Here is a 24762-nt window from a genome sequence, read left to right as displayed (position 1 = left end):
CTTCCCCAGTTGAGTAGCTGTACGGATAGCAGGCGACGAGTCAACGGGCAGATGATTGTGATCATGACGTATGTAGTGCGGGCCGCGAAAACAACGGCTGTGGCTGCCGCGGCCACGCTCGCCGCATGGTGGCTGTTCCGCGGCATGTATACGCTGATCGACGGCGCCACCGAAGCCGACAGTGCACGCAATCCCCTCGCGGGAGTCCCCTATTACCTGGCCGCCAACGCGGCAGGCATCGCCTTTCAGCCCTTCGCCCTGTGGGCCGGCCTCAGACTGGCCGGAGTCCGCGGCAACCATGTGGCGACCATCATCAGCGCCTACGTGTGGGCCACGATGACCACAGGGCACCTCGTGGACTCCACCCCAGGCCCGGGGGAGGCAGTCCTGTGGGTGGCCGTCCAGTCCGCCGCCACGACCGGCGCCTCGCTGCTGCAAGCCAGGCTCATACCCGCCAGCACACAGCCCAAGGAGCGGTCCTGCTGACCCGGCGCCCGGTGAAGATTCTCGTACTGCGCGCTGCGACATGGCCCTTCCTCGCCACGTTCAATATCGTGGCCCGAATATGGACGCTTTTTGGCTCGACCAGCCGCCGCAGAGCCCTCCGACTCGCAGACAGTGACACCGCTCGGCAGGCTCGGCGGGCTACCGAGGCCCGACTGCGTGCCATCGCGCACGCCTACACTGAGAGCACGCCGCTGATGTTGCGCCTCCTGGTCGTCGAGGACCACTACACCCGCGGAATAGCCGGCTGGGATCTGTTCACTCCGGTGAGGCCCGCCTACCGGGTGTCCTGCGGGATGCGTCTGATGGCCTACTACAGTTCCCCGCTGCCACCAGCCGAGACCATCACCCAGATCCTCGACGCGGGGGAACAGCCCCTGTCCGGAATCCCTTTCACCCACGACACCGCCCGCGAGGACAGGCGAGGCGAACTGACCCATGCCGGGCACAACCTCACCTGGGATCAGCCAGGCTCGCCGATTCCCAAGCCCGAACAACCGGCGAACGCCAACCGGTTTATCTGCGAACCTCCTGAGGCGAGCGTAGGTGGTATCCGCCGACGGTACGGCACGGTGTTCGCGCTGACCCTGCCGCCAAACCACTACTACCGGATCCCCCGATGACAATGCCAGGGGAAAGCTCCCTTCGAGCCACGCCGACCAGACGCGGTCCGGCGGGACGTGGCGGCCGGCCTCCAGCTCGTAGAACTCCGCGTCGATGGAGGACTTCGGGAGCTTGTCGGCGGCGGCCAGGTCGTCGTCGGTGGCGTCGTTGACGTACAGCTCGGCTGCCGTCTCCGGGAGCTTCTCCGCGAACGCGGCGGCCTCCTCCACCTTCTGGTGGAACGTCATGACCGTACGGAGGTTGTGCGCGGCGGCGTGCTCTAGGAGCGCGGTCTGCAGGAGCGCCAGGCGCCGGCCGCGCCGCGCCTCTTCGGACTCCCCGACGATGGGGGAGGGGTCGCGGTGTCACCGGTCTTGCCACAACGCACTCAGTTCTCAATGCTGGCATGGGAAGGACGAATTGACAATCGCCTCAAGAATTTTGCGGATACCGTCCCAGTCCTGGGTCTTGATGACTTCCGGGTTGGCTTGGGCTCGGGCGAGTTTTTCTTGGAACGCGACTTGGACGTCCTTCTTTCCGGTGATCTCTCCCTGGTACTGCTTGCTGCCGTCGATGTAGCTGCGCCATTGCACGGGCCGCATCCCGCCGTCCGGTAGCGTCAGGACGTCGCGTCCGAGGTAGATCTCGATGGATCCAGCGGTGCCGTTGATATCTGCGTGTGACAGGTGGCCTGCGGGGGATTCAAGGGTGGGCGGTCCCAAGGTCGGATAGTTCGTAGCCATCTCCAACGGGGGGCACTGGAGGACTTTGATGTTGTGGGGCAGCGCCGCTCGGTCGAGGGGACGGAGGGCGTCGCTGGCGGCCGTGTCGTTGTCGAACAGTGCGATCACCGGATTGGCGATGCGGGCAGCTGCGAAGGCGCGCACCGTGGCCACCAGGGCGGGTGCTCCCCCTCTCGGGCTGTTGGAGTAGTCCATGAAGCGGATCAGATCGGTCAGGTGGGGGTAGAGCAGAGCGAGGGCTGGCCCGAGGATGGCGACATCGCTGTGGCCTTCTGTGAGTACGACGACTGGTGCGTGGGCGGATGCTGTGGCCTGGATGTGATCTAGCGCGTCGGCGCATAGATTCTGCAGGTCGGGCTGCTCTCCGGCATCATCGGGGTCACCGTGGTCTATGACGAAGACCACCTCGGCGTCCGGCGTGGCCAGCAGTGCCGCTCGCAGTGCCATACATGGGTTGCTGTCGGCGAGCATCCGCAGTGGATCGGCCATGTCACCAAATGCTGTTGCTTGTGGCCCGGCAGCCTGCGATGTCGTAGCAACATCGCGTACCCAGTCCGCCGCGGTGTATTGATCAGGAAGGTGCAGCTCAGCGGGCCAGTCGCTGTTCTTGGAGGCGAGCAGCCGCCACATGCTTCGCTGCTCATCGACTGCCTGGGCGAGGAACTCCAGTGCGGCCCCCTGGGTGTAGCCCAGCAGGTTGAGGCGCTCCGCGATGATCCTTCCCGGCGCACGCAGGGAGTACTCGATCACGTCCTCATTGCCGTACACGGTGCTGCTCAAGAATTCTGGATGCCCGTTGCGGTAGGCGCACAGCATGTCGTCTGTGAACGCCGCTACGAGGTCGGCCTCCCACCCATCGGACAGGCGGCTAACCTGGCGGCCGCCCACCCACAGACCCTCACCTGAGCTCATGCTCCATGATCGGTGATGTCGTGCTCGTCCGCTATCGGTTTCCCCAGTGCGGGCCCCGGTCCATAGCCAGTGGACGGGAGCAGTAGAACCGCATACAACCGAACTGTTCTACGGGGTGGCGGGGTTGGTGTCGAGCCAGGTGGTGGGAATGAGTTTTTCGCCGCCGCGCCAGTTGTAGCGGACGGATGCCTGATACCAGTCGTGGGGCAGGTCGGCGTGGTCGCTCACGATGATCTGGAAGTCGGGGGCGAGCTCGGTGACGACTTGGTGCATGAGCTGGAAGAGGTGGGTGACGGTTACGCGGTCCTCGTCGAGTGGGATGTCTTCCAGCCGCCCGCGTGCTTTGGCCATGTCGGAGGGGTAGTAGGGCTGGGTGGGCTGGTCGAGCATGAGGAAGCGGGGTACGGGCCGGCCGTTCGCGACGAGGTACTGATGGAGCGCGAGGTGTGCCACTAGGTGGTAGCCCACGTGGTTTTCGCCGCTGCCGATGCGCAGCAGCTCTGTTGCGCCTTCGGGTTTGTCGGTGACGACGGTGAGCTTTTTGAGGTTCAGGCGGACCAGCCCGTCGCCGTGCTCGAGTTTCAGGAACCGGGCATGGCTCGTCATTTTCCCGCTGATGAAGCTGAGGCTGTGGGTGAGTTTGTCGTCGATGGCTTCGCTGTCGAGTTGCTCTTCGAGGCTGGCGACGAGCTGCTGCGCGACGGCGACGTCTGTTTCCAGGCGTTGGAGGTGGCCGCTGTCGGTCGTGGCGCTGATCTGACTCAGGTAGGCGTTGATCCTGCCGCGGGTGTAGGCCTGGGCTTCGGCTTGGCCGAGGAGGCCGGCCTGCTCGGAGCGCTGCTCGGCGATGATGCTGAGGGCGCCTTCGATGCCGCGGAGCTCTTCGCGTAGACGTACCGCCGCCTGTTCGATCTCACGTAGTGCCTGTTCGCGGCGCGGCTGTACCGTCTGCACGCTGTCGAGCTGGCTGCGGAGGTCTTGGAGGGTGGTGTGCATGGCGGCGACGGTCGGGTCGGGCTCTGCCAGTCCGCTGCCGCACAGGGGACAGCTTTGTTCTCCGGGGAAGGCGTCGGGCACGAGGTTGAGGGCGGACAGTCGCGACATGCCGCGGGTGACGGCTCCTTGGTAGCCGGCGGCCTGGGATTCCAGGTCATTGAGAAGCTGACGCTCTTCAGCCAGGGAGCGGAGCTGTCGCCGGAGGGCTGCAGATTGCTCGGTGAGGAGGATCTCCTGCCGGCGCTGCTCCTCGTCTCCGCCAGGCCGGGCGGGTCGGAAGGACGACGCCTGCTGGAGAGCTCCGATGACTGCGTCCCTGTCTGAGCTGCTGAAGCCGTCCTGAGTCAGGAGCCCGTGTACGCGGGCCTCGCCCAGGAGGGACTGGAGCTGGGCTTCTACTCCCTGGTTCGCTTCCTGAGCTGCCTTGAGACGGTTCTCCGCGCTACGCAGGGCTCGCCTGGCTTGCTGCAGCTGTTGTTGAAGGGCGGCCTGGTCTTCAGGGACAGCGCCGAGGAAGTAGGGGAGCGTGGCCTTGAGGCTTTCGGGGATTCCGCGCTCGCTTTGGCGATGGAACAGGAACCGCTTGGAATCGACTTCGTCCTGGTTTTGCAGACAGAGCAGGGTGGCGTGGCCGAGGTGAGCGCTGAGTGGCTTGGCCAGACTGCCGGAGGGTGGTTCGCTGCGGGTGTCCCCGATGCCGAGCCGGCGGCCGATCTGCTGGCGGAGCTGCGTGGAGTCGGTGTTGATGCGGAGGTCTGCCCGCTCCGGAACGCCGAGGTCGTTGCCTACTTCCAGCATGGCGTTGGTGACCGACTTGGCCCCTGTAGATGGTGCTGGCCGGGCGGCGAAGATACGAGTGTCGGGCAGCTGCAGGATGACCGCGTACCAGGCCACGGTGTTGAAGATCGGGCTGATCGGGAGGGTGGCTTCGTCTCTGCCGAGGCAGTAGTCGACAATGTCGAGCACGGCACTTTTGCCGGTCTTCGATGTGCCGGTGACGATGTTCAGCTCACCGAGGCGGAAGTCCAGGACGCGCTTCTCGCCGCTCTTGCTGTAGAGGATGATCGACCGGATCTGCACCCGCTCAGGGTCTCACGCCCAGCAGCGCAAATACGGTGGAAGGGTTGTCGGACTTCGCGGTCCAGCGGCCTATGAGCGAGGCCGCCTTGATGAGGTCGGCGAGCTCGCCTTGGGCGCGGGACTTCGAGAGCTTGCCTTTGAGGTGGCCATCCTCGATGGCGAGCATCTGGTGACGGAGCCCGAAGCTGAGGCCTTCCCGTACTGCGGGTGCCAGCGAGGTGCTCCGTGGGGCGAGACCGGCGACGAGTGCCGCATGGTCGGCCACCCAGTTTGTCAAGTGTGTGCGTGTTGAGGAGGGCAGCGCTCGCCGGGTCGGCCGGTGCAGGACCAGTGGGGCCACGACGAAGGCCATCGGCCACGGCATCAGCCTGCCGGAGGACTCCCGCTCGTAGTCGCGTGCCGCGGTAGCGGCAATGGCGGCCATGAGGGCGGGGTTGAGGAAGGCGGCACTGGCCTGGGGCCGCTGTGTCCAGCTAGGCACGGGCAGCCCTGATCAGGTCCTTCACCCGTGCCTCGAAGTCGGGATGCCATCCAATCCGGCCGCGGTCAGCCAGCTCGTGGTGCTTGCCGCGGGAGAAGAACGCCTCGTCGTAGGCCTCGCGGATCCGATAGCGGGTCTGGTCCAGGGTCTTGCGCAGCAGTGCCCTGCCTGCCTGTTCCTGCTCGCGGTCCGTGGCGTCATCGGGCAGGTCGTCGAGCATCCAGTCGAACTCACGCTGCCATTCGTCGGAGAGGTTGTCTTCGAACCGTGCCAGCTCGTCGAGGTCGACCAGGTCGTCTTCGAGCCAGGCGACCGTCTGGGTGTAGGCGCGGTAGTAGTCCACCATCGCCTTGTTCAGCTGACGGCCTGCTCCTACCCAGTGCATCTGGTGGACGAAGCGCGCGTCGGAAAGCTCGGCCTCCGCCTCAGCGGGGAAGTCCTGACGGCCCACCAGCGTGGGCAGTCGGTCGGAGGTGTAGTCGTCCCGGATGCGGCTGATGCGCTGCATCAGCCGGGTCACGGAGACGCTGGTGTGCCGCTTCTGCAGCATCTCCACGGTCTGCTCGTACCACCATGCCCACAGCTGCCGCATGAACGAGTCGGCGTGCCCATCTGGGAGCGCGGCTCTGAGCTTGGCCCGTACCTGCGCGTCGAGGTCGTCGATGGACGGGCTGCCGTCGATGACGCGCATCCGCTGTACGAATACGGCACGCTGGGCCGGCGGGAGTTTCAAGAAAGCTGTTCGCGCGTCCTCGGTCCCCTTCGCCTTGGACTCCTCGGCCGCAGCGATCAGCAGCTCCAAGGCCTGACTGGGTTGCGGGGTGGGCGCTTTGAGTGCCGCCATCGCAGTACCCGGCCGCGCTTGTTGGGTGGTGACCAGGGTGAGTGTTGGGCCGTCCTTGTCACCAGGCTGGTGGGTGTCCATCCATGACTGGATGGTCCGCCACACGTCGTCGTCCTTGTCGCCGAGAGTACGTACCCCGCGGACGTGGTGCTTGACCTGGAGGAGATCAACGGGCCGCCCGTCCTCTTCCCACGCGACGTCGTCGTGGAGTTCCAGGCTGATAGCCCCGTCAGGGCGCTCCTCTTGTCCGCGTAGCAGTTCGAGCAGGGCGAGCTGCGCCTGGAAGAGGTAGCCCAGGGCGGACGCCGATGCCTCATGTGCGGAGGACGCCATGCCCTCAGTCTCCCGATACCGATCTCAACCTGTCCAGGACATCACACTAATCGAACATAGTTCCGTCGGATAGGTGAGGTTCCACGCCCGTCTTGGGCGATGACTTCCGTCCCTTCCTGTCCCTTCTGCGTGCCTGGACATGTGATGAGGCTGGCTGAGGGGGTGGTTGGTAGCCGAGTTCGGTGAGTTCGATGGGGCCCGGATCGTAGGGGCTGTGCCGGCGGGGCCATCGCTCGCGGGCGCGGGGATGGCGGCCGGGTGTGTAGCTGATGCGGTCGCCGAACCGGTCCGGGTACAGGGCGGGGTTTTCGAGCCAGGGCCGGCCCAGGAGGGAGGCGACGGCGGTGTGGAGTGGGTGGGTGTGCCCGGGGCGTTCGAGGACGTGGAGCGCACGGGGGTGGTGGGCGAAGAACTGGGCGAGAGTGATGGTCTCGGGGTAGGTGATCGCTTCTCGAGCGAGGGCGTACCAGAGGCGGGCGCGCTTGTTGTTGCCGATACGCCGGGCGCGGGCGGGCCAGATGCGTTCTTCGGGAGGTGCTGCGCGCCGCCAGTTCTCGGTGAGGTTCATGGCCAGTGTGAGGGCGTGTTCGGCGGCTGCGCCCCAGCGGCGGAGGAGCTGCATGTGGATGCGGTGGGCGGCGAGGATTTCGGGCGTCCGTGTGAGGTCGGCGTGCTCGATGGGCAGTGGGATGCCGGCGAGGGTGTGGCGGCCGAGCATCCAGGTGTGGTGGGGGCGGCAGACGAGGCGGGTATCGGGCAAGTACTGGGAGACAGGGTGGGGGTTGCCGGTGCGGGTGATTGTGCAGCGGGGGCAGCCGGGCACGGCGTGCGCAGAGGCCAGGCGGAGCCGGGCGCAGGCGGACTGGGGGTCGGGTTTGTCGCGGTAGCGGTTCCATTCGGGGAGCGCGTGGGCGAGGTGTTCGTCCGGGATGCCGGCGAACGCTGCGATCAGGCGGCGGCTGGGTGCGTTGAGGTAGAGCTCGATGCTGGTGTAGGGGCCGTGCGGCTGGGTGCATTCCTTGTTCGCCTGGAGCTGGGGGATGCCGAGGGCGTGGAGGAGTTCCGCGGTGGTCAGGTGATGTCGGCGTGCCAGGCGCTGGATGTACGAGGCGGTGGTCTCCCACTGCAAGGGGGCCACGCGCCAGATGTCCGGGCGCGGGAGAGAGCGGTGCGCGCGCGGCATCTCAGGCCCGTGCCGGTGGGCGCGCGGCCTGTTCGGCGAGTTCGTCGAGGTCGATGTCGTCGAGCAGCTGCTTGGTGATCTTCTCACTGCCGTCCAGGATGGCGGCGATCGCTGCTTCCCGGACGAGGGCGGAGAGGCTCCCGATGCGGCCGCCGGTGCGCTGGTGGAGGTAGGGGGCGTGCCGGGTGAGGGTGTCGGGGCGGTGTGCTTGGAGGCGTAGGGCTTGGTCCATACCGCGGACCAGGCCTTCCCAGGCGGTGCGCTGTGTAGTGCTGCCGTACGCCAGCGGCGGGTTGCGCACCATTTTGAACCGTCCGGCGAGCTGCGCGCCGCGGCTTCCCGTCAGGAGCGGGGAGGCCTCGATGGCGACGCCGGGCGTAGACGAAGGTCGCGGGGAGGCGCTCGCTGAGGTGCTTCATCTGGTCGGAGGTCTCGGCACCGATGCGGGTGCGGGTGTTGAGTAGATGGACGTCGTCCAGTTTACCGACCGCAGGAGCTCGGATATCGGCTCTGAACTGCGACGATTCATAGACTACATGTCCGTGATGGTGGAGAACAGCCCTCAACTGGACGGTAGCGTTGGCCGCATGGCGGAGAACACCTACGACGCTGCGGAAATCCAGGTGCTGGAGTTCGACGACGGCGTGCGTGCGAGACCCGGCATGTACTTCGGGGTGGCCCAGGAGGATCCGAGGCTGGCCACCCAGGTGCTGAGCAGAGTGGTTGGCCACGCACTCCATCCCGCCTCCGGCGTCGCTCCGTCCCACTCGCTGTGGGTCATCGTTGAGATCTCCGCCGACCTCGCGTTCTCGGTAGCAGATGATCATGCTGGCCCCCTCGACGAACAGGGCAGGCCCAGGTTGGGCTACTACGGCTCCATACTTGGCGGGGAACGGTGGCTGAGTGCGGCGGCGGCCGTGAGCTCACGCGCGGTCGTCGAGGTATGGCGAGAGGGCCGTGGCTTTCGCCAGGAACTCCTCCGCCTGCGGCCCGCCGCGGCGCCCGAAGAGTTCCAAGCCCCGCCGGACTGCGGAACTCGGGTGTCCTTCGAGTTGGACCCGGCCTACTTCAGTTGCTCGGCCATCACCCGCGACCTGGGTTCGCTGGACCTTCATGGTCCCGACTGCGCTGAGCGCGCCGGACCGGGATATGTGACTTTCCGGGACCATCGGGACGGCGGCGCTGGGGCCGAATGCCGTCGCTGGTAGGCCGTCGGCCGACCTGGCGCATCGACGGCTCTCCAGTCCAGCTGACGCTTCGCAGGGTCAGCTGGATCGCAGCTCGATCTGCTGACGGGCGGCTGTCCAGACCACTTCGAACTCTTCTGCCGACAGCCAGCTGGGATCATGCCCTTCCCACTCCTGGAAGGGCAATTCTGCGGTCAGCCCGTACTTGGCCTCGTACTCCTCCAGCCGTCCGGCACCCTGAGCGCGCTGCCACTCGTCGAGCGACGCCGCCGCGAGCGGAGTCAGTACAGGCTCTTGCAGCTCGACCTGCCGGATCACTCGTCCGTCGACATCGAGCTCGAAATAGAACCAGATACCCTCTTCGTCCCAGTAACAGCAGGGCCACCTCATCACCCAGCCACTGTAGGCCGCGCCTGTGACAAGGGCCGATCGTGCTCCGCCCCCGCGACTGCAAGGGCGGAGCACGACGGGCGACCCGAGTGGACTGCAGGGCATCATGGGGTCATGCCGATCGTGCCCGTTGCTCCGCGACCATTGAACCCAGCCGAGAGGGCAGTGCTGGAACACGTTCTGGCAAGCGACTTCACTGGTTCATCGGAGCTTCGGAGTCAGATCGGTTCGGCGGAAGTCGTCGCCGCTTGGGCGCCCGGATCGGTGAGTATCGACCTGAGAGTCCTCGAACCCCTGCGACGGGCGTCGCTGGGCGCCGGCATCGTCCCCGTGGACGCGCAGGTGCTCGATGAGCAGGGTCAGTACATCGGCGAGCTGCTCGTGTGGGTCGAGGATGGTGCCCTGGCCGGCCTCGAATACGCCTGGGTCACCGACAAGATGCCCATTGCTCTACCGCCCGTCGAGAGGATTCGGCTCACGTCCTGTCCGTGACCGGCGACGATGCACGGCCGGACGTTGTCGGCCGATTCCCTGCCATTGGCTCGGCGATCTGGGCCTCAAGGTCGGCGACGCGGCGGTCTTGGAAGCGGAGGTTGGAGCGGGCGGCCTTGAGGCGTTCGTCGAGGGTGCGGTTGTCGGTGGTGAGCTGGCGGACGCGCTGTTTGAGGGTGGTGTTCTCGGTGGTGATCCGCTGGATGGCGTCCTCGGTCCATTCGGCTTGCAAGTCGCGTATCTGGCCCAGAAGTTCGCCGATCCGGGTGCGTTGGGCGAGGACCTCGGTGTGGGCGGCCTTGAGGGCGTCCTCGGCGTTCAGGGCGCGTTCGCGCCAAGTCGCCTCGCGCTCCTCGTCCTGCTCGGCGAGCGTCCCAGTCCGGCGTTCGCCAGCTGCGGTCATGGCCGCGGCGACCGCGGCTCTGGCCGCGATGTTGTCGTAGAGGAAGCTGCGTGAGACGTCCGCTCGGCGGGCGACGGCAGCGACACTGACCTGGGCTTTCTCGCGTCGGAGACGGGCGATGGCCTGGTGGACGCGCTCGACGGCGGCTTCGGTCTTGCGGCGGCGGGCGGCCAAGGCCGCCGCGGTGCGGGGTTCGGGCATGGGGACGGTGTTCATGCAGCGTCCTGTTCGGGGTCGTCGCTGTCGGCTGTGCACGTATTGCTGTACTCGTCCGGCTCGTCGGTGCCCGCGTCGGCGAGGTCGGCGGCGCGGAAGGCGGTGGACCAGACGCGGTGGAAGTAGTCCTGGGGTTTGCGCAGGTCCAGGGCGAGGGCATCGTCGAGGAGACCGAGGCCGGCCAGGGCTTTCTCCAGACCGTCGATGGCGCGGGCGGTGGGCTCGAAGTAGCGGTGCAGGTAGTCGGCGGTGGCATCGTCGGGGGCGCCTTCGGCCAGCAGGCGCCATTGTTCGCGCTTGCGGCGCCAGTAGAGGAGGTCGGCGCCGGAGAGGACGGACTTGTCGCAGTTGTGGCAGTCGAGGTTCCAGGGGCAGGCGCCGCCGTCGACGACTGGTTGGAAGGTGCAGAACCCGCCCTCGGCGGGGGTGCTGCGGCGGGCGAGGTCGATGGCGAGGGCCTGGGCCTGCTCGCGGGTGAGGAGTTCGCCGGGTTGGGTGGTGCCGGGGCCGGTGACCCAGACGTGCTGGAGGACGTTCTCCAGGTCTTCGCTGGTCAGGTGGACGTAGTGTTCGGCCATCCGGTCGGAGACCTGGCCGAGGTAGCGGCGGATGTGGGTGAGGCTCGCTCCGGCCCGAAGCAGGCTGGTGGCCAGAGTGTGGCGAGCCTGATGGGGGACGAGCTGGCCGAGGTCGAGCTCGGTGACCCACTCCCGGAACCGCCGATGAAACCACTGGTAGGACAGGGCGGTGGAGCCATCGGGGTTGCGGACCTTGCTGGTGAACAGGGCGAGTTGGGCGCGTTCGGCACTGGTCGGGCGGCGTCCGTGCCGGGCGACGAACCGGTCCAGCGTCTTGCGCTGCCGTTCGGCGAGGAGGCCGTAGAGCCGGTCGGGGATACGGATTGCGGTGTCGTAGTTGCCGACCTTGCTCTGGTCGTGCCAGAACATCGGCAGGCCGCCGTAGCGGCCTATGCAGTTCCAGCGCAGCTTGAGGACCTCGTTCACGCGGCGGCCGGTCAGCACGATGGTCTCCCAGACGTCCCGCATCCCTTGGTCATCGGGGTCGTACTGCTCTGCGAGCTGGGCTAGGTTGGTCTCGTCGGCCAGGGCTCGGGCGACCTCGTCGGGAAAGGGACGCCGGGCCCGCAGCGGCTCGCCGCCGGCAAAGGGCATGGCGATGATGAACTCGCGGTCTAGGCCGAGCCGTTCGGCGGCGCCGTTTTCCAGTGCGTGCCGCAGCAGCTTGCGGACGCCGTTGAACACGTCGGTGCGGGTGACGGAGGTGACCGTCGACAGCTTGCCGTAGAGCCCCTTCATCACCAGCGAGGGCAGCCCGTGGCGTTCACGATGGCGCTGATCGGCGATGAAGCGGTGCATGGTCTCCACCCGCAAGGCGCTTGGGTCGTGGCCTCCGCCGGGGGCGTCGACCTCCATGAACGCGCTCAGTTCGGTGCAGGCCCGGCGGATGCCGTCGATGGGCTGTGCGGTGCGCGGGCGGTGGGGCGAGCGGATCAGTTCGGCGGTGTAGTCCCAGAGCAGGTCACGCAGCCAGCGCTGGGTGATGCGGGTCAGGTCGATGTGGCTGGCCCGGTGGGGGAAGCGGATGCCGAAGTGGTCGGTCTCAAGGAACCCGGCGTCCCGCGTCTGCTCGGGGGTGAAGTAGACCAGCCGCAGGTAGTGGAGCATCTTCTTCACGATCGAGGTGTGGAAGCGCGGGAAGTCGTCCAGGTCCAGGTCGGTCAGCGAGCCGGCGTCGCGTTCACGCGCGAGGTTGACGAGTTTCTGGATCCAGCCCAGGCGCCAGATGCTGTGCCGGTCCTGCTGGGTGTGGGCGAACAGGGTGTACTGGATCTCGGCTCGCAGCAGCGGCCGCAGACCGCGCAGGTTGACCAGTCCCGGCCGCGGGGCCGGATCGACCGTCGCGCACCAGGTGCGGAAGGCGTTCTCGTCCGTGCAGGAGACGGGGACAGCGTGTCCCTGGCTCTCGTATCGTTGCCACCAGCTGGCCGGAAGGGCCGCCCCGCCGGGACGGCGGTCACGCTTGTAGCGGTGCCAGTGCCAGCTGCACAAACCCAACGGCGACTCTGCCAGCCCGGGGCAGACCGTGACCTGGCAGTTTCCGTAACCCTCGCGGGGCTCCTGCTCGACAACCCACTGCTCGAAGTCCGCCCCGGAATCGCGCGGGGCGACGTAGTACTTCCAGGAGCTGTAGTGGTAGCGACACAACCGCAGGTCGGTTCGCGGCTCCGCCGGCCGATCCGGGCAGATCAAGCACAGGCCCTCGCGCTCGAACTCGGCCCGGGACAGCGGCTGTGCCGCGGTGAGGAACTCCGCCCGCGTCGTGCCCGACTCCCGCGCTTTTCCCCACTGTCGAAGGTGGTTGGAGCACAGGTCCGTCCCGCCGGAGCGGACGCGTTCGCAGGTGCCGACGACGCATCCCCACTGGTAGACGGGGTGGTCTTGGGGAACCCGTACGAGTACTCCACGGAAGATCGGATCGAAGGACGGGGCACCGATCAACGCGGTGAGGATTTCCAGCCGGTCCCGGCCCTCGCGGTCGAGGCGTTCGGTGTAGAGGGGCAGCAGCGAGTTCGCGGTCACTTCGTCTCACCCCAGACCATGCGAAGCGCGGCGTCGAAGACCGGGTCGTGGACATCGACGTGCCCGTAGACCTCGTCGACCATCGCGGCCGACGCCCAGCCGCCGGCGTCCCGGGCGATCAGGGTGTTGCCGTCCGCGGCATCGAGAACCGCCGAGGTAAAGGTGTGCCGGAAGGCATGGGGTTTCACCAGCCCCAGACCAGCGCGTTTCCCGGCCCGGCCGAGCATCCGCCGGGCGCCGACCGGTGCCCACGGCTGACCGGCACCGGCGCCGTGCAGCTGGACCAGGAGCATGCCGTGCCCGGCGCCGCGCGGGTACTCGGTCGTCATGTACTCGAAGTAGGAGTGCACCATCGCCGGGCTGACTCGCTTAATCAGCCCACCAGTCACCGTCCCGCGCTCGACCCGCCAGGGGTGTTTGGTCTTGGCCTCGGCCCGGTTCGGGTTGCCGGGCCGGTGGCAGACGTGCAGGTGCGGGGTGCGGCACTCGCCGCAGGCAGCGTTCTCCCGCAGGTGCAGATCGACCAGGTGCAGCCCGCAGAGCTCGCCGATCCGAAGCCCGCCGTCGGCGAGCCAATCGACGACCAACCGGTCCCGGGCGGCGTTCACCGTCTCCAGCAGCCTCTCCCTGGCCCCCTCCGGCAGCATCTTCGGGTGCCGGCGGTGCGGCCCCTTCGGCGCCAGCGGGTTGGTCGGCAGCGTGTTCTTCACGTGCCCGAGGAACGAGCGGCGCTTGTCCGCCCTCGTCGGCAGCCGGGACTTGTCGAGCTTCTTGCCGAGCTCGCCGTTGATGCCGCGAGAAGCCTGCTGCAGGTAGAAGCCCTTCAGGCAAGCCGCCGCGGTCGACAGCGCCGAGCGGCCGTAGGGGCGCTTGCCCACCCGCCACGGTTCCCCGAGCGGTATGCGAACCTCGGCGCCGACGATGCCCATGTACCGTTCCAGGTCCCGCAGCTGGACCGTGTCGAAGGCCAGGCACTCGCGCTCCAGCCACCGCAAGTGGTCCACCAGGTAGTACGCGTAGGTCTTCTGCGTGCCCGAGCCCTCGTGCTCACGCAGGAACCGGTCCGCCTCCCCGGCTTCTCGATCATCATCGAGTGCAAGCGCACAAGAGGCAACACCACGAAAAAGGGGCTCCGCCGGTACCTCGGCCAGACAGTCGCATACCAGGCTGGCGGAATCACGCTCGGCATGCTCGTCGTCCTCGACCTCACGCCGAAGAACAAGGACTGGATCCCCAACATCCGCGACAACATGTGGGCCGATCGCGTCGCAGCGCCCACAGCCGAGCAACGAGACCGCTGGGCCGTCGTCATTCGCGTCCCCGGAAATCGGGTCAAGCCGCACGAAATGTAGAGCAGAGTCCTGTACCACCACGCACCCCTTGAGGGCGCAGCAGGTTAAAAAACAAGGTGAGAGCCTGTCTTTAACCTCGCGAAGCACACAGCGTCTCTGGTCGGCCAGGCCCGGTGGGACGGCGAGAAGGGAGGGGCTGCAACCACGCTGTGGGCGTAGATAGTCGTATTGGAGGCGAGAAGGGGAGATGCCATGAACGCCGATACGGTGACCGCTGTCTGTGCCACTGCCATTGCTTCCGCCTCGTTCGTTGTCTCCGTCCAGCAGAGCAGGGCGAACCGCCGACACAACCGGCACTCAGTGATGCCGGTGCTCACGCTGTGGAACTACCGTCGTGTCGGCGGAGTCACCGGGATAAGCCTGGAGAACCACGGTTTGGGACCCGCCTTCGTCACCACTTCACAAACCTGGCTCGACCAGCTACCCCTGGGCCACTGGGGGCACGACACCGTGGTCTCGATCTGCGCGGAACTGAGGGAAACGCCGCGCGTGGTGGAGATGAACCGCAAGCCCTGGGTGCTGCCCGCTGGCGCCTCACGCCTCCTGCTGTCTGTGGACAACTATGACGACGCCCGTCACTCCGATCTATGGGATCTGATCAAGAACCGCCTGGCGATGAAGATCGTGTACGAGTCTGTCTACGGTGGCGATGCACACGAACTCGATTACCGGATTGACACTCTCCCAGGTGGGACGCCAGGCCTGTGACCCTTGCCGCCCGGCAGAGGCGGTTCAGGCGGCTTGAATTGTGGATTGCGAGCGGGGCCGAGCTGCGTTGGGAGCAATGGCGGCCCGGGTGAGACGCCGGGTCATGAGGGTGATCGCGGCGAGGGTGAGCATGGCTTCGGAGCGTTCGGGCCGGGTCTCGTAATCTCGCACGTTCCGACGCGCGTGCAACAGCCACGCCAGGGACCTCTCTACCACCCAGCGCCTCGGGAGGATCACAAAACCCTTGGCATCCTTGGGCCTGCTCACGGTCTTGATCGTCAGGTGGAGAAACACGCCAGTCGCGTGAGCGGTAGCAGGAGCCGTTGTCGGTCAGAACTCGCTCGACGGTGATCCCGGCCTGGGTGAAGAACGCCTGGGCCCGGTTCCAGAAGCCGGTGGCGGTCTCCTTCTTCTCGTCCGCGTGGATCTCGCTGTAGGCGAGGCGGGAGTGGTCGTCGACGGCAGTGTGGATGTAGCTGTAGCCGTCCCGGAACGGGTTTTGCGGCCGGCCTGACGGCCCAGGACCTTGTGTCCGCCGCCGTCGGGGATATTGCCGAGTTTCTTGATGTCGACGTGGACCAGCTCGCCGGGTCTTGCACGTTCGTAGCGGCGTATGACCCGGCCGGTCGCGCGGTCCAGGTGGGCGAGGCGGGCCAGGCCGAACCGGGTCAGCACGCGGTGCACGGTCGAGGGCACCAGCCGCAGGAGGTGTGCGATACGAGCCGGGCCCCACCGGCGCAGGAGGCGGACCTTGATGATCCGGCGCTCGGTGCGGGTCGGGGTCCGGCGGGGGCTGTGGTGCGGGCGGGAGGAGCGGTCGCACATCCCGGCCTCGCCGAACTGCCGGTAGCGGTCGGCCCAGCGCTGGGCCGTGGTCGGCGAGACCTGGAAGCGTTCCGCGGCGCGCCTGAGAGGCCAGTTGTCCTCGACCACGCACCGGGCCAGGCGCAGTCGTCCGGTCTCGGTCAGAGGTGCATTACGGTGGGGCACGAGGGCCTTTCGTCGTTCGGTGGAGATGTCGCAATCCACACCGAACCCGGAAGGCCCTCACTCATTCAAGATCACTCTCCAGTGATCGCTGTCACCAACCTCCGTGGACAGAACAACTAGGCGGGGGACCGCAAGTGTGACCGGAGGTGGGACCCCCCGAATCCGGTGATCTCCCATCTGCACAGGCCAGAGGCCATGGGCAAGCCCCTTTCGGGAAACGACACCTCTAACCTCGCGGTAGCCGAGGGGAGAGGTCTATCCTGTGTCCAGCGGCCGGCGGCGACGCTGAGGGGGACATGTACCGGTACGGCTCCTGCTAACGACGCCAGGTGATGACCTTCTCGCGTACCAGCAGCGGCTTGTCGTCCGGTCCTTTCACGTGCTCGCTGATCCAGATTGGGCGGTGGCTTTGCAGGCGTGGGTGCCATTGACGCCGCCAGTGCCCCCGGACGACCCAGCGATGCGACCACTCGACCTCTTGGGCCTCGTCGTTGTTTCCGCCCGTCGCTGTCTTGCGCCGCAGGGTGACGACTGCCACGGGAGCAGCGGGTATCTGTCCTGCCCGTTGGAGTCGCCTCCGCTGAGGGCGGTCCGCCTCCAGATCGCCAACGGCCACCAGCGGCTGCTGCATCAGGGTCCACATGGTGCGTGCGTATCGGCACAGGGCAGCAGACTCGGGACGCATGGCGCCGACCTCTACCGACTGAGCCATCTGGAGAGGGCGACCCGCTGGCATGAACATCCCGTTCCCCACTGGCGCGACGGGTGATCCGAAGAACTTGCGTTCTTCCTCGCCAACGACAGGTCCGATCCATTGGATAAGGATTCCGTCATCGTGCTGCTCCTCCGCCCACTTGGTAGCGGGGAGGATTCGATGGACGGGACGCCACCGCAAGCCGCTGAACGGATGGTCAACTGCACACTCCGGATCGGCGCACCGAATTGTGAAGGGCTCAGCGAGCACGAGGAATCCGTGACTCGACGGCGGCTCCTCTAGGAGAACGTCTTCGTCAGGCAGGGTTTCCTGCGCCGCTTCCACGATGCGCACCATGTCCGGAGCCACCCAGTAGTTCTGCGCGATACGCAGACTGTCCAGCTCGTCTTGCGGGGAGTTGCTGAACCCCTGTCTCGCGTAAGCCTCGGCTTCCATCTCTGCCAGCTCCGCGGCCGGCTTACTGGTGAACCAACCTGCGAAGGCCAGCTTGATGTCCATGGTCTCCTCGGGCCGCATCGGCCTCCTTCCACACCGCAGTGCAGACATGTACATGGGGGGCATTCTTCAAGCCGGGGGCCGCGCGCGCAGTCGTTTGGCCGATTCAGGCCGACGGCCCGAACGAAGTTCAGTGAGGGCCTGTCCGCAGCCGCGGGATCACTCGCCTTGGCTACAGGCTGGTCGTCTCCTCCTGCGCGGTGTTCCCGTCTTCGGCGGCATCGGGGGCGTCCTCGGCGCTCTCCGCGGTGCGGCGGTAGTAGGGGTGGGTGGAGTCCATCCTGCGGGCGAGGTGGAGGGGGGTGGGGGTGCTTTGGCGGACGTCTGAGGTGATGCCCTGGTTGGTCAGGACGGCGGCGACGGCTCCGATGAGGTCGCAGTCGGCGTCGGGGCTCTGGGCGATGACGGTGAACCGGGTGGCGGTGTGGGCGTAGCCGTTCTTGCTCTGGCTGCCGCTGTCGAAGCGTGTCTCGTCCTTGCCGAAGCGGCCGGCGGGGCCGGCGGCCCAGGTGCGGGGGACGTTGACGAGCAGGAGGTCGGGGTAGGTGACGGCGCCGTCGTCGGTGGCGAGTTGGAAGAGGCTGTTGGTGGTGTCGGTGGCACGCCAGGTGCCGTCGCTGGTGCGCATGTGGGCCCCGGTGGGGCGGCCGATGCGTTCCAGATCACCGATGACGCGGACGGTGGCCAGGGGGCGCTGGGCGCGGGGGAGGCTGTGGCCGGGCAGCCAGGACGCCGGCCGGGGCATGCCGGGCGGCGGGTCCTGGCCCAGGGCTTCGTCGGTGAGGCCCGCCCAGATGTACTCGGCGGCGTCGCCGTCGACGTAGAGCACCGCGGGGGCTGGTGCGGGAAGTTGGGTGCGGACGGCGATAAGGGCCTGCTCGACGATGTCTGCGGCGGCGCGGGCCTGGAGTGTCTCGTCCGCGGTGGCGCGGTATCCGCTGACGTCCCAGGCGAGGTCGGCGGCGTGCAGCGCGGTGGTGGCCGGGCTGAGGGGCTGCCACTGCCCGGCCTGGGGGCTGTAGGCCCAGAACTGCCAGGGGTCGTCCTTTCCGCCGGTGGGGCGCATGGCGGCGAGGGTTGCGGTGATCGGCGCCGGTTCGGTGGTGCGGCGCTTGCCGGGTGTGCGGCGCTGGGCGTGGCGGCGGACGTGGATGCCGATGTGCCACCAGTTCTCGAGCGACAGTTTGCCGAACGCGGCACCGAGGCGGTGGTCGGTGGCGCCGACCCCGCTGAGGATCTCGCGCAGCACGTTCGCGGTCGAGCTGTCGAGGCCGCTCTGGCGGGAGGCGACCTTCTTCGCACGGTACTTCTCGTTGTAGGGCTTGCCCTCCCGAGTGTGGGTGGGGACCGGCGGCGGGGCCTGCTTGATGTACTGGGAGGTCGCTGCGAGGCGCGCGAGAGCCTGCTTGGAGGGCCACTTGCCGTCCTCGGCCTCGGCCTTCTCACGGGCTTCGACACTCGGGTACCAGCGCTCGGGGTCCCAGTCGGTCTCGCAGATCGCCGCGACGAGCGTGTCCTCGCGGGTGTGGGGAGCGAGCATCTGCGCCAGGTCCCGCTCGCGCTCCGCGCTGGTGCGCGGTCCGTGGCCGAGGGCACTGGCCTTGTCGTGGAGGAAAACGACCTCGATGCGCCCGCCGACGGCGGGTTCGGCGACGCCTTCGACGGCCTTCCAGTCCTCGCCGAGGCCCCACTGGGCGGCGATCGCGGCCTTCACCCGGGCACGGACCTCGTTGGTGTTCCACAGGACGGGAACGAGGAGGGTGCCCACGCCGGCGGCGTCCAGGGCGGCGGGGATCCGTTCGAGGGGGATCGGTCCGCTGACGCGTGAGCCGCTCTCGGTGGGCGGCACCTTGATGCCGGGGACCTCGATGAACACGGGGCTGCGGTGGCTGTACTTCTCGCACCGGGTGTCGATGGCCTCCTCGACGCGGCGGAAGAACTCCATGCCGTGTCCGCGGCCCAGGCCGGGGGTACGGACGCTGGCCGGGGCGACGGCCCAGACCGGCCCCGGGGCGGTATCGGCCAGGGCGTCGTCGGCGAGATGTTCGGGGAAGGGCGGCACGTTCGCGCTCAGGCGGGGCAGGGCGGCCAGGCGGCGGCTGGCGGCGACCGCGGGGACGTTCAGGCGGCGCTTCCACGGCGGCCCGTCGGTAGCCGCGGCGACGACGAGCGGCTGGTCGGGGTTGGCCAGCAGGACGGTGGCGACACCCTTCCAGGAGGTGGCGAGGAGAGTGGTGGTGGCGTTCACGGTCAGCGCGTGGCGCCGGGAGTGCCCGCTGGCGGCGGTGCCGATGGTGATGCGGGGCAGCAGGTGGCGCACGATGCCCTTGCGGTCGGGTTCGGCGGGCAGTTCGTGACCGATCGCGGCCAGGCGGCCGTCGGTGCACAGTGCGAAACGGACGGGGGCGCCGTTGTTGCGGGGCCACTCGAGGGCGGCGAGTTCCTCGGCCAGGCGCCAGCGGGCGAGTTCGCCCGGCCACCAGCCGCGCGAGCGCTTGCCGGTGCTCGGCGGCGGGGGCAGGACGGCGGAGCGGGGCTCGGCCTGGGCGAGGAGTTCGGCCAGCTGTTCGCCGATGCGCCGGCCGTCGGGGCCGGGGACCACGGCTTCGGCCCAGTAGCAGAACACGTCGCGCCGGTCCTCGGCGCTGATGGGCGCCGCGCACAGGAGTTCGTAGCAGCCGTCGTTCCACTGCCAGCGCGCCCAGGTGCCCGCCGCCGCGCGCAGGACACACTCCAGCGCCCGGTAGGGCGGCTGCACGTCCAGACCGGTGCCGACGTTGCGCTTGTACTCGCGCGAGAGCTCCATGGCCAGGTCCATGACGGGGGCGTCGGGCCGGTAGGCGATTACCTGGCCCAGGTCGGCGGGAGCGGTGCGGAATTGCAGCAGGCGGGCCTGCTTGCGGGCGACGCTGTCGAGCGGGCGACTCATGCGTACTCTCCCAGGTAGGCGTCAAAGCCCGCGCGCAGCGCGGGGAGCAGGTGCTGGGCGTGGGCGTACTCGGCGATTTCCTCGATGGTGTGGCCGTAAGAAGCGCCGAGCTGCGCGAGGTCGTCCTGCGGGGACTGCTCGAGCAGCCCGCGGATCAGGGTGGGCAGGTCGGATCCCCAGGTGGGGTCGTGGAAGGCGCCGTCGATGAAGTGGAGCTCGACGTGGGTCTGCCCGCGGCGTCCGCGGCCCGCCAGCTGAACGCTCTGCCCGAGGAGGGTGGCGACGAGTTCGTACTTCAGCTCGTCGGGCAGGGCGGAGAAGCGCTTGGGCGCGTTGAGGTTCAGGCGCAGGTGCGCGTCGGCCGCCGCGCGGGCCTGGGCCAGGACGGCGGCGGGGTCGTCGCCGGGCACGGTGTCGCGCCAAGCCCGGGCGGCGACACTGGCCGCCAGCACCGCCGGGTCGTCGGCCGGCATGACCGGCCGCACACCCATGGCGATCAGGGTGATGGCAGACACGGCGACGCCCTCGAACACGGTCAGCACGTTCAAGCCCCGCTCGGTGCGCGGCAGCGGCGAGATGAGCACCTCGCCGTCGAGGTCCGCCAGCTCCGCAAAACGGTCGCGGGTGAGCTGGCCGATCGCGTCGCAGACCGGCGGCAGAGACAGGTCGGGGGTGTCCGCGACGGCGACGTAGATCCGCAGCCGCCGCCCGAGGGCGAGCGCGGTGTCGTACAAGGTCTGGGCGAACAGGCGAGCCTGACGATAGGAATTGACGGTGATCAGAGCTCGCGCGCGATGCCGGGTGCGCGCCTCCGCGGCAAGCCGGTCCAGGTCGCGCACCAGGCCCGGCGCGTAGCCGGCGGCCAGTGAGATGACCCGCTGGTCGCGTTCGCGGTAGGGGGTGCTGCCGACGGCCAAAAGCTTTCCGTCAGCGACGGGGGTGCTGTTGAAGACGGTCAGCCCATCGCGGAGCGTGTCGGGCATCGCCCAGTCGGGGCGGGCGAGCAGGTGGGTGCGCGCCGCGCCCGGCATGAAGCCGGTGGCGGACATGCCCAAGACGGTGCGCTGGCGGCCGCACAGGGCGAGGGAGACGACGCTGCCGAGGAACTGCGTCTCGGTGTGGGGGTCGGCGCGCAGCACCTCCATCTTCAAACTCGCGTGACTGCCGGGGTCGTCCAGCCCCTCGAAGCGGAACCCGCCCAGCTGGCGACCCAGCGGCCCGAACGGGACGACGGTGCCGGCGCCCTGGTGGCCGATTGCGTCGGCGAGCTCGGAGGCCGCGTCGATGCCGTGCCCGGCGAGTTCGCCGGCCCTGTCCGTCAGGTTGAACATCGTGTGGACGATGGCCGTCAGCCACGTCTTCATGATCAGCGCGTGCAGGACGCCCGCGGTGACCTCGGTGCGCGTGGGCGCCCGCTCCGTCTCCGGTTGGTCGGGCCCGCGCTGCGCCGGCACCGTGGACTCGGCAGGTGTTTCGTCGGCTCCGCCCTCGGCGGCGCAGAAGGCGGGCAGCGCGGCGGAGACGATCTCCCGTAGTTCGTCCTTGAGGGGGGCAAGCTGCCACTCGCCGCCCTCGTCGATCGTGAGCATCCGCTCCAGCACGTCCGGGACGGGCAGCAGCTGGTCCGGCAGGACGGCGGAGGAAGGGCGGTCGCCTGGCCGGGTGGCCACGCGCGGGAGCAATGCCTGCAGACGGTCGGCCTGCTCGTCGGTGGCCGCAGCGTCAGGGGCCACCCCGATCAGGTTCTCCAGCAGATGCCGGTCCCACTGATGGGGCTGATACCAGCGCTTGCGGTCCTGCAGGACCTGCCGCGTCCGGCGCGGGTCCTGCCCGCGGGCCAGGGCCCGCGCCTGAGCGACCTCGGTGCAGACCTCCTCCCCGGCCACCAGGTCGAGCAGCTGCTCGGCCAGGAACACAGCCCGGGTCAGGGGCCGGCGCACGGCCACCGCCAGCCGCGGCGGCGCCTGGTGCAGGCTGTCGCGAATGCGCCGCAGCACCGTGGTTGGGCGGGAGCGGGACGCGAGCTCCAGCACACCGCACTCGTTGAACCCCCGCGACTGGTAGGCGTCGACCTCGTCGACGACCACATACGACGCCAGGCGCAGAAGGAACTCCCGCACGCTGATCCTGTTGCGGACCTCCCCGTCGACCTCCACCGGAACCTTGATCATCCCGGACTGGAAGCAGGCGTGGGTGGTCACGATGATCCTGGCCGTCGTCGCGGCCTCGACGTGGGAGAACTTCCCGCAGGACGACACATACGGGCACAGCGCCCGCTCCGGCTGGCCGAAAGCATCCGACGCCGTGACCGTGCACGGCTCCCTGCCGCCCTCGAAGGCGTCGCGTCCCTCGAGCTGCGCCTGCGCGGCGCACCCGTAGGCAGAGTTGTTGACGAGGAAGGCGATGCTCGCCGAGGCCTGCGCCAGCGGCACGCCGGTGCCCTCCAGCTTCGCGGCGGAGCGCAGCGCGAAGTTGTACCGGCTGTTGGGGGCGATGAACGGCGTGGCCGTCTCCTTGACTCCCGCCGCCCGCAGCTCCTGCTGCAAGGTGAAAGCCTCGCCGTAGACGTCGCCGTTGTCGCTGACCACCAGCACGGTGGTGCGGCCCAAGCCCGCCTGCTGGATCGCCAGCCCCCGACCGAAGACGTTCTTGCCCACGCCCGGGGGCGCACTCAGCAGGTGCATCCGGCCCGGCGGCAGGACGACGGGTTCCAAGGGGCGCTGCCCGCCACCGATGGTCCCGCGCAGCAGCAGCGCGATCTGCTTCTCGCGGAAGGCCGGGCCCTTCATGTCCTGGTCAGTGTCCCGACTCTGCCAGCCGAGCTCATCGGCGTCCACCACCAACTCCACCGACGGCGCGGTCACGACCCGAGGCGGCCTGTACACCCCCTGCTCGTCGGGGAAAGCGAGCTGGACCCGTCCCCGCGATGTCGGTGCCGACCAGCCCGATCCGCTCGCGACCCGCAGCAGCCGCCCGCGCCTGGTCGGCGCGAGCAGGCGTTCGGCAATGTCCGAAGGGTCCTGCCCGTGAGCCGGCAGCACCTCGAGCGCCCGCCCCCGCTTGCTGTACCCGAGCGAGTAGAGAGCGGGCAGCGGGTCGTCCGCGTCAGGGGTGTGGAAGACGTCGTAGACGGTCCGTTCGACGTGGTGCAGAAGCGCCTCCCCCCGATGGCGGGTGCCCAACAGCGCGCCGAGGCGCTGCTTGTCCGCCTCCGACCACTGCTCCCAGCCCACCACGGCACGCGGCGCGTGCCCGCTCAGCAGGACATGGGCGTCCGCGACACGCACCACCTGCCGCCCGTCGCGGAACCGGACGGGAAGAAGATACTCGGCCAAAGCCAGAGCCCCGGCAATCGTCCTGCTCACGCCCCCTCCACCTCCGCCACCAGGGCGGCATCGGTCAGCACGCGCGCCCCACTGCCCCGCACCACCCGGCGCAGCAGCGGCAGGTACCCCCGCAGGTGCTCAGGCACCACAAAGCACAGCTCGCCGGACCCCTCGGGATCCTCGCGCAGCTTCTGGGCCAGACCGTACGGGTCGGCCCAGGTCTTGACATCGACGCGCCACGCCCTGGACCAGCCAGGACGAGTGACATGCAGGTCATAGGCGTCGCCGAACGGCCACAGCCGCACCTCCGCACCCAAGGCGACCAGCCGGTCGCGCAGCTCGACCTCCAGCAGGCCCGGGAGCGTCACCCACAGCCACAGGGCGTAGGGCAACGCCACGTAGCCCTCCACGGGCAGCAGCTCCGGCACGGCGCGCAGCTCGCTACACGGGACCAGGCGCCAACCCTCCATCGCAGTCGGCTCGGCCCGGTACCGAGCGCCCAGCAGGCTGTGGCGCTCGTCCTCACACTCGACATCCACCACGCTATTGGGGCGGTAGGTGGCCCGCATCGTCCATCTGCAAATCGGACACGCCGCCCACAGGCCGCCGAACTGCCGCGTCGGGGAGATACCGGTGTACGCGCCCAGCTCGACCAACGCGGTGTTCCGGGACAAACCGCGCCGTGTCAGGACGGGCGTGCGGACCATCGCCTCCCGGCCCCGGGCGTACGCCTCGAAGCCGGCGGCCCTCAGCGCGCGGAAGATGGCGTGCTGGACGGTCTCGCCGGAGATTCGCGACAGCCCGGTACTCACCGGCAACATCCCCACCGCCCGCAGCAGGCTGTGCAGATGGCGGATGTCGGCACCGATCCCCGGGGCCTGGTGGCCGTGCTCAGAGTCCACCGCGAGCCGGTGCAGCGCCGAACTGGGCATGCCGTCGTCATTGAGCAGCCACAGCTGGCCGAGCACTGAACCCTGGGGCCGTCCCGGCAAAAGGTCGGCCACCCGGCTTCCGTGGAGCCGACGGGCGAACACCTCGTACGACGGTGCCTGCTCAAGGACCCCGAACGAGCGCACGTAGCGACCATGGCACTCCATCAGCAGCTGCATCCGCCACTGTGCCTCGCCCTCAGTGCTGCTCAAGGCCAGCGCCGCGACCACGCAGGCGTCGAGCGCTGCGAGCTGGTCCCCGTCGAGTTCTTGAACGGCCGCTGCCGTCCCGGCCACCGCCGACACTCCGGTCCTCCCCACACCGCATCGAGCCCATGCCGCAACCTCAAC

Annotated in this window: 20 protein-coding genes and 3 pseudogenes; 6 read left to right on the top strand and 17 right to left on the bottom strand. The window is 68.5% G+C overall.

The window, feature by feature from the left end; translation table 11 throughout:
- The first annotated feature begins 63 nt into the window (after positions 1-63).
- Together ACFXOM_RS31895 and ACFXOM_RS31890 are read left to right on the top strand one after the other, a co-directional pair.
- Positions 64-486, top strand: coding sequence for a hypothetical protein (locus ACFXOM_RS31895; protein WP_384943268.1), 423 nt, complete (start codon positions 64-66; stop codon positions 484-486).
- Between the two features lie 11 nt (positions 487-497).
- Complete coding sequence (locus ACFXOM_RS31890) at positions 498-1127, top strand: hypothetical protein (RefSeq protein ID WP_384943267.1); 630 nt, start codon at positions 498-500, stop codon at positions 1125-1127.
- Between the two features lie 18 nt (positions 1128-1145).
- Here the strand turns inward: ACFXOM_RS31890 and ACFXOM_RS31885 are convergent.
- The 7 genes and pseudogenes from ACFXOM_RS31885 to ACFXOM_RS31855 all read right to left on the bottom strand — a co-directional run.
- Positions 1146-1469, bottom strand: a pseudogene (locus ACFXOM_RS31885) (helicase); the annotation flags it as partial.
- Between the two features lie 33 nt (positions 1470-1502).
- Positions 1503-2762 carry a hypothetical protein gene (locus ACFXOM_RS31880; protein ID WP_385040804.1) on the bottom strand — a complete coding sequence of 420 codons (1260 nt, stop codon included), beginning with the start codon at positions 2760-2762 and terminating at the stop codon, positions 1503-1505.
- A gap of 108 nt (positions 2763-2870) precedes the next feature.
- Entirely contained in the window at positions 2871-4838 is a 1968-nt protein-coding gene (locus tag ACFXOM_RS31875; protein WP_385040801.1) for a DUF3732 domain-containing protein, read from the bottom strand.
- Positions 4839-4842: 4 nt separating this feature from the next.
- A complete protein-coding gene (locus tag ACFXOM_RS31870; protein WP_385040799.1) occupies positions 4843-5319 on the bottom strand; it encodes a three component ABC system middle component in 477 nt (158 codons plus the stop codon).
- On the bottom strand, positions 5312-6496 hold the full coding sequence (locus tag ACFXOM_RS31865) for an ABC-three component system protein (RefSeq protein ID WP_385040796.1): 1185 nt from the start codon (positions 6494-6496) through the stop codon (positions 5312-5314). The genes ACFXOM_RS31870 and ACFXOM_RS31865 overlap by 8 nt, the downstream gene beginning before the upstream one ends.
- A gap of 46 nt (positions 6497-6542) precedes the next feature.
- A complete protein-coding gene (locus ACFXOM_RS31860; RefSeq protein ID WP_385040794.1) occupies positions 6543-7634 on the bottom strand; it encodes a TniQ family protein in 1092 nt (363 codons plus the stop codon).
- A gap of 46 nt (positions 7635-7680) precedes the next feature.
- Positions 7681-7983 (bottom strand): hypothetical protein, encoded by a 303-nt coding sequence (locus tag ACFXOM_RS31855; RefSeq protein ID WP_385040790.1) that lies wholly within the window; start codon positions 7981-7983, stop codon positions 7681-7683.
- Between the two features lie 160 nt (positions 7984-8143).
- On the opposite strand from ACFXOM_RS31855, the gene ACFXOM_RS31850 reads away from it, so the two are divergent.
- Positions 8144-8887: a hypothetical protein gene (locus ACFXOM_RS31850; RefSeq protein ID WP_385040787.1), complete on the top strand. Its 744-nt coding sequence runs from the start codon at positions 8144-8146 to the stop codon at positions 8885-8887.
- Positions 8888-8944: 57 nt separating this feature from the next.
- On the opposite strand, the gene ACFXOM_RS31845 is transcribed toward ACFXOM_RS31850, so the two are convergent.
- A complete protein-coding gene (locus tag ACFXOM_RS31845) occupies positions 8945-9256 on the bottom strand; it encodes a hypothetical protein (RefSeq protein ID WP_385040842.1) in 312 nt (103 codons plus the stop codon).
- Between the two features lie 114 nt (positions 9257-9370).
- Here ACFXOM_RS31845 and ACFXOM_RS31840 point away from each other — a divergent pair, with 114 nt between their 5' ends.
- Positions 9371-9748 (top strand): hypothetical protein, encoded by a 378-nt coding sequence (locus tag ACFXOM_RS31840; protein ID WP_385040784.1) that lies wholly within the window; start codon positions 9371-9373, stop codon positions 9746-9748.
- Here ACFXOM_RS31840 and ACFXOM_RS31835 read toward each other — a convergent pair.
- The 3 genes from ACFXOM_RS31835 to ACFXOM_RS31825 are packed head-to-tail and all read right to left on the bottom strand — an operon-like array spanning position 9732 to position 13971.
- Positions 9732-10367, bottom strand: a complete 636-nt coding sequence (locus ACFXOM_RS31835) for a DUF6262 family protein (protein ID WP_385040781.1) — start codon at positions 10365-10367, stop codon at positions 9732-9734. The genes ACFXOM_RS31840 and ACFXOM_RS31835 overlap by 17 nt on opposite strands.
- Positions 10364-12967, bottom strand: a complete 2604-nt coding sequence (locus ACFXOM_RS31830) for a tyrosine-type recombinase/integrase (RefSeq protein ID WP_385040778.1) — start codon at positions 12965-12967, stop codon at positions 10364-10366. Before ACFXOM_RS31830 ends, ACFXOM_RS31835 begins: the two co-directional genes overlap by 4 nt.
- Entirely contained in the window at positions 12964-13971 is a 1008-nt protein-coding gene (locus ACFXOM_RS31825; RefSeq protein WP_385040776.1) for an integrase, read from the bottom strand. The genes ACFXOM_RS31830 and ACFXOM_RS31825 overlap by 4 nt, the downstream gene beginning before the upstream one ends.
- Between ACFXOM_RS31825 and ACFXOM_RS31820 the strand changes: the two genes are divergently transcribed.
- Both ACFXOM_RS31820 and ACFXOM_RS31815 read left to right on the top strand, forming a co-directional pair.
- On the top strand, positions 13963-14319 hold the full coding sequence (locus ACFXOM_RS31820) for a hypothetical protein (RefSeq protein WP_385040773.1): 357 nt from the start codon (positions 13963-13965) through the stop codon (positions 14317-14319). The two genes, ACFXOM_RS31825 and ACFXOM_RS31820, sit on opposite strands and share 9 nt — an antisense overlap.
- 192 nt (positions 14320-14511) lie before the next feature.
- A complete protein-coding gene (locus ACFXOM_RS31815) occupies positions 14512-15027 on the top strand; it encodes a hypothetical protein (RefSeq protein WP_385040770.1) in 516 nt (171 codons plus the stop codon).
- A gap of 24 nt (positions 15028-15051) precedes the next feature.
- On the opposite strand, the pseudogene ACFXOM_RS31810 reads toward ACFXOM_RS31815, so the two are convergent.
- The 6 genes and pseudogenes from ACFXOM_RS31810 to ACFXOM_RS31785 form a co-directional block, all read right to left on the bottom strand.
- A pseudogene (locus ACFXOM_RS31810) lies at positions 15052-15279 on the bottom strand (IS5/IS1182 family transposase); the annotation flags it as partial.
- A 49-nt stretch (positions 15280-15328) separates the two neighbouring features.
- Positions 15329-16017: pseudogene (locus ACFXOM_RS31805) on the bottom strand (IS481 family transposase); the annotation flags it as partial.
- 316 nt (positions 16018-16333) lie between these two features.
- Positions 16334-17230 carry a hypothetical protein gene (locus tag ACFXOM_RS31800; RefSeq protein WP_385040767.1) on the bottom strand — a complete coding sequence of 299 codons (897 nt, stop codon included), beginning with the start codon at positions 17228-17230 and terminating at the stop codon, positions 16334-16336.
- A gap of 169 nt (positions 17231-17399) precedes the next feature.
- Positions 17400-20156: an RNAseH domain-containing protein gene (locus ACFXOM_RS31795; RefSeq protein WP_385040764.1), complete on the bottom strand. Its 2757-nt coding sequence runs from the start codon at positions 20154-20156 to the stop codon at positions 17400-17402.
- Positions 20153-23521, bottom strand: a complete 3369-nt coding sequence (locus ACFXOM_RS31790) for a hypothetical protein (RefSeq protein WP_385040762.1) — start codon at positions 23519-23521, stop codon at positions 20153-20155. Before ACFXOM_RS31790 ends, ACFXOM_RS31795 begins: the two co-directional genes overlap by 4 nt.
- Positions 23518-24717 (bottom strand): hypothetical protein, encoded by a 1200-nt coding sequence (locus ACFXOM_RS31785; protein WP_385040760.1) that lies wholly within the window; start codon positions 24715-24717, stop codon positions 23518-23520. The genes ACFXOM_RS31790 and ACFXOM_RS31785 overlap by 4 nt, the downstream gene beginning before the upstream one ends.
- Positions 24718-24762: the final 45 nt, after the last annotated feature.

This window comes from Streptomyces sp. NPDC059169, assembly GCF_042755225.1.
Taxonomy (GTDB): Bacteria; Actinomycetota; Actinomycetes; order Streptomycetales; family Streptomycetaceae; genus Streptomyces.
The sequence above is the reverse complement of the archived record's forward strand: the minus strand, read 5'-3'. Positions and strand labels throughout refer to the sequence as shown.